This window comes from Hydrogenophaga sp., assembly GCF_022844385.1.
In the GTDB taxonomy this organism is placed as follows: Bacteria; Pseudomonadota; Gammaproteobacteria; order Burkholderiales; family Burkholderiaceae_C; genus Hydrogenophaga.
Genome location: NZ_JALHLX010000148.1, coordinates 1 through 4372 on the forward strand (window position 1 = coordinate 1; position 4372 = coordinate 4372).

Below are 4372 nucleotides of genomic sequence, written 5' to 3' on the forward strand. Positions count from 1 at the left end.
GTGGGCAGTTTGCCCTCGGTGATGTGCTGGCGCACCTCGTCGGTGGCGAGGTTGTGGCGGGTGAACTTGACCGATGACTTCTCTTCGTCGCCCGACTTGAGTTCACACTCGCGCTCCACCGCAAAACCACCTGGCCACTCGTCGGGCGTGGTGGCCGAGAGCCATTGCGTCATGGCCGTTTGCGGCGTCACGGCGGTCTGCAGCAGGGTGATGACCAGGCCGTCAAAGGCACGCACCAGCGCGGTCACGACTTCGTCCAGCTTGCCCTGGCTGCTGGCGTCGGTCACGAGCCAGCCGTTGTCCAGATCGATCCAGACCCACACGTTCATCTGGCGCGCAAACGCCTGCGGCAGCAAGGACAGCAGCGCGTCTTCGCGCAGGGCTTTCGTTTCCTTCTTTCCGGGCTTGCGGCCGGTGGTGGCCTCGATGTGGTCGGCTTCTTCCTGCGCCTTCTTTTTCACCACCGAGCCGGGCACACCCTTGGTCTCGATCTGGAGTTTGAGGATGCGCTGGCCAGCCACCGATTCCACCAGCGGGCCGTGGGCCTCACCGCGTGGCTCGACCCAGCCTACCGATTTGTCCTGCGTGGCGCCGCAGGGCTTGAAACGGGCCGCGTCAAGCGCAGCCTCCATGTCTGCCACCGTTGCGCTCCAGCCGGGCGCGATGCGGTAGATCGTCACATTCTTGAACACGGAAATCCTTGTTGATCTGCAGAAAAGAAAAGGCCCGCCACGGCATGCGTGGCGGGCCTTGCATCTTAGGGGATGGCGGCGTTACATCCTCGACGGCAGCCAGGTCACGATTTGTGGAAACCACCAGAGCAGCATGACGGCCAGCACCATGAGAAAGAAGTAGGGCATGCAGACCTTGGCGATCCAGGTGATCTCGCGTTTGGTCATGCCTTGCAGCACAAACAGGTTGAAACCCACGGGCGGTGTGATCTGCGCCATTTCCACCACGATCACCACGAAGATGCCGAACCAGATCAGGTCGATGCCCGCAGCCGTGACGGTGGGCAGGATCACGCCCATGGTCAACACAATCATGGAGATGCCGTCCAGAAAGCAACCCAGCAGGATGTAGAACAGCGCCAGCGCAAAGAGCAGCACGCCGGGCGACAAACCCAGCCCGGTGACGAACTCGGCCAGATGCCGCGGCAGACCGATGTAGCCCATGGCCAGCGTGAGAAAGGCTGCACCCGCGAGGATCAGCGCAATCATGCAATACAGGCGCGTGGCGCCCAGCAGCGAACTGGCAAACGTGGCCCGCGTGAGTGAGCCTTGAGCCGCCGAAAGAACGAGCGCGCCCACAACACCCACGGCCGCCGCTTCGGTGGCGGTGGCGATGCCGGTGTAGATGGTGCCGATCACGCCGCCGATGAGCAGGATCACCGGGATCAAATGGCGCGACTCGCTCAGCTTTTGCGCCAGCGTCATGTTCACGTCGCTCTTGGGCACCTGTGTCGGGTTGAGCAGCGCCCAGATCATCAGGTGGCCGCTGAACAGGCCCGCGAGCATGAGGCCAGGCAGCACACCCGCCACGAACAGCTTGGCGATCGACACCTCGGCCGCCACGCCGTAGACGATCATGATGATCGACGGCGGGATCAACAACCCCAGCGTGCTGGCGCCACCGAGCGAGCCCACGATCTTCTCGGGCGGGTAGCCGCGCTTGGTGAGCTCGGGAATGCTCATCTTGCCGATGGTGGCGCAGGTGGCAGCCGACGAACCCGAGACTGCCGCAAAGATGGTGCTGCCCAGGATGTTGGTGTGCAGCAGCCGGCCGGGCAGGGCGTTGACCCAGGGTGCGAGACCCCGGAACATGCTCTCCGACAGCTTGGTGCGGAACAGGATCTCACCCATCCACACGAACAGCGGCAGCGCGGTGAGCGTCCAGCTGCTGGCCGAACCCCAGATGGTGATGGCCATGGCGTCGCCCGCAGGGCGCGAGGAAAACAGTTCCATGCCGATCCAGGCCACGCCAGCGAGCGTGAGCCCGATCCAGACGCCACTGCCCAGCAGGGCAAACAACGAGACGATCAGCAGCGTGGTGACGAGAAGTTCATTCATGACGGGTCTCCGCATGGCCGTGCAGGCGTTTGCGCTGGAGTTCCAGCACCCACTCGTCGATGAAGGCGATCAACAGCACCGTGGTGCCCACGGCCATGAGGATCTGCGGGATCCACAGCGGTGTGGCGTCGGCCGAGGTCGAGATGTCGTGGAACTGGTGCGATTGCCACGACAGCCGCCACGCGTACACCGCCAGCAAGCCGGCCAGCAACACGGCCACCGTGAGCGACCACAGCTCCAGACCGCGTCGGGCGCCGCCGGTGAGCTTGCCGATGATCAGCGTCACGCGGATGTGTTCACCACTCTTGAGTGTGTGCGCCAGCGCCAGGAAGCCGGCGCCCGCCATGGCATAGCCGGCGTACGCGTCGGTGCCGGGCACGTAAAAATGGAGTGTGCGCCCCAGCATGGAGAGCAGCACCATGACCAGCACGCCGATCATGAACAGCGCGGCCAGCCAGGCCGCGCCGAGGTAGAGGGAATCGAGGAATTTGCGCATGGGGATGTGACTTCAGATAAACGACCCGTTGCGCGTGCCCGGGTCCAGCCCAGCGGGCACCGCGGAACTGGCTCTGCCAGGCCGCAGGTGCCGCCCCCTTGAAGGGGTCGCGCAGAGCGCGGCGGGGTTTTACTTTTTATAAGCGTCGAGCATGGCCTGACCATCAGGACCGGCCTTCTCCAGCCACTCCTTGAGCATGGTCTCGCCCACCTTCTGCATGTCGGCCTTGAGCGCGGCCGATGGAGGCTCCACGGTCATGCCGTTGGTCTTGAGGATGGCCAGCGTGTCGGTGTTGACCTTTTGCGAAGCGGCCCAGCCGCGTGCTTCGGCGTCGGCACCGGCCTTGCGCAGTGCGTCCTGCGTGGGCTTGTCCAGCGCATCAAACGCACGCTTGTTCACGATGATCGCGTTTTTGGGCAGCCAGGCCTGCACGTCGTAGTAAAACTTCAGGTGCTCATAGAGCTTGCTGTCCACGCCCGTGGCGCCGGACGTCATGTTGGCCTCAACGGCACCGGTGGCCAGGGCTTGCGACAGCTCGGCGGCCTGCACGGTGACGGGCTGTGCGCCCACCAGTTCGGCGATGCGCGAGGTGGACGGGCTGTACGCGCGCCACTTGCTGCCCTTGAGGTCGGCCGCGCTGGCCAGCGGCTTCTTGCTGTAGATGCCTTGCGGGGGCCAGGCCACCGTGTAGAGCAGGGTCATGCCTTGCTCCGCGAGCTTCTTTTCCAGAATGGGTTTTTGCGCCTGGTACAGCTTCATGGAGTCGGCGTAGCTGGTGGCCAGAAACGGCAGACCGTCGGCGCCGAACATCTGCCATTCGTTCTGGTACGCAGCCAGCAGGATCTCGCCGATCTGGGCTTGTCCGCCTTGCACGGCGCGCTTGATCTCGGGCAACTTGAACAACGATGCGCCGGGGTGCACGGTGATCTGCAGCTTGCCACCGGTGGCCTTTTGAACGTCGGCTGCAAACGCGGCCAGGTTGACGGAGTGGAAGTTGGTAGCAGGGTAAGCGGCCGGCAGATCCCACTTGGTCTGGGCGGTGGCGGGCAGGCTCAGGGCCAGCGCAGAGGCGGCCAGGGTGACGCTGAACAGACGACGTTTCATGGTGAAGGCTCCGTTGGATTGAGTGGGAACTGAGGGACAGGGCAGCGGATGGACTCTATCGGTGAGCGGGCGAAGTGTGATCGGTGTTTTCCCTATATGTCAACAAATTATTGGCAAATCGTCATCAAAAAACATAAACTGCGCCGCACCTCTTCAAGGCGTCCCACACCATGGCCCGTTCCAAAGCAAGCACCAAGCCAGCCACCGCACCATCGCAGCCCATCGTGTCCTCGGCGCACCTGGTGTCGCCGCACAGCGCGGAGATGAGCGAGTTCGAATTCGGTCTCATCGTCTCGGGCAACGCCTTCCACCGCTGGATCGTGCACTGCATGAGTGCGGCGGGTCTGAAGGACCTCACGGCCCTGGACGTGCTGGTGCTGCACCACGTCACGCACCGTGCGCGCGACAAGCGCCTGGCCGACATCGCCTTCATCATGAACGTGGAAGACACGCACCTCATCAACTACGCCCTGAAAAAGCTGCAAGGCCTGGGCGTGGTGGTCTCCAGCAAGAACGGCAAGGAAGTGACCTACGGCCCCACCGAAGCGGGCAAGGCCTATGTGTTGCGCTACCGCGAGATCCGGGACAGCTGCCTGATCAATGCGCTCAAGGCCGACGACGCACTCAACCACGACATCGGAGAGCTGGCGCGCCTGCTGCGCGTGCTCTCCGGCATCTACGACCAGGCAGCCCGGTCTGCCGC

General features: G+C 63.8%; 5 protein-coding genes. 1 reads left to right on the top strand and 4 read right to left on the bottom strand.

Translation table 11 applies throughout. The features are described from left to right. The 4 genes from Q0C59_RS17280 to Q0C59_RS17295 form a co-directional block, all read right to left on the bottom strand. The coding region (locus Q0C59_RS17280) for a recombination-associated protein RdgC (RefSeq protein WP_291217847.1) at nt 1-692 on the bottom strand (692 nt) is incomplete at its 3' end. Nucleotides 693-773: 81 nt separating this feature from the next. Next, on the bottom strand, nt 774-2069 hold the full coding sequence (locus Q0C59_RS17285) for a TRAP transporter large permease (protein WP_291217849.1): 1296 nt from the start codon (nt 2067-2069) through the stop codon (nt 774-776). After that, the gene (locus Q0C59_RS17290; protein ID WP_291217851.1) at nt 2062-2565 is read right to left on the bottom strand and encodes a TRAP transporter small permease; all 504 of its coding nucleotides are present in this window, start codon (nt 2563-2565) and stop codon (nt 2062-2064) included. Before Q0C59_RS17290 ends, Q0C59_RS17285 begins: the two co-directional genes overlap by 8 nt. A gap of 129 nt (nt 2566-2694) precedes the next feature. Next, nucleotides 2695-3669: a TRAP transporter substrate-binding protein gene (locus Q0C59_RS17295; RefSeq protein ID WP_291217853.1), complete on the bottom strand. Its 975-nt coding sequence runs from the start codon at nt 3667-3669 to the stop codon at nt 2695-2697. Between the two features lie 170 nt (nt 3670-3839). Between Q0C59_RS17295 and Q0C59_RS17300 the strand changes: the two genes are divergently transcribed. After that, a partial coding sequence (locus Q0C59_RS17300) for a winged helix DNA-binding protein (protein ID WP_291217855.1) occupies nt 3840-4372 on the top strand: 533 nt, incomplete at its 3' end.

Bases quoted from the DNA above. Each gene is read 5' to 3' on its own strand.
- Q0C59_RS17285 (WP_291217849.1), bottom strand. From the start codon at position 2,069: ATGAATGAACTTCTCGTCACCACGCTGCTGATCGTCTCGTTGTTTGCC.
- Q0C59_RS17290 (WP_291217851.1), bottom strand. From the start codon at position 2,565: ATGCGCAAATTCCTCGATTCCCTCTACCTCGGCGCGGCCTGGCTGGCC.
- Q0C59_RS17295 (WP_291217853.1), bottom strand. From the start codon at position 3,669: ATGAAACGTCGTCTGTTCAGCGTCACCCTGGCCGCCTCTGCGCTGGCC.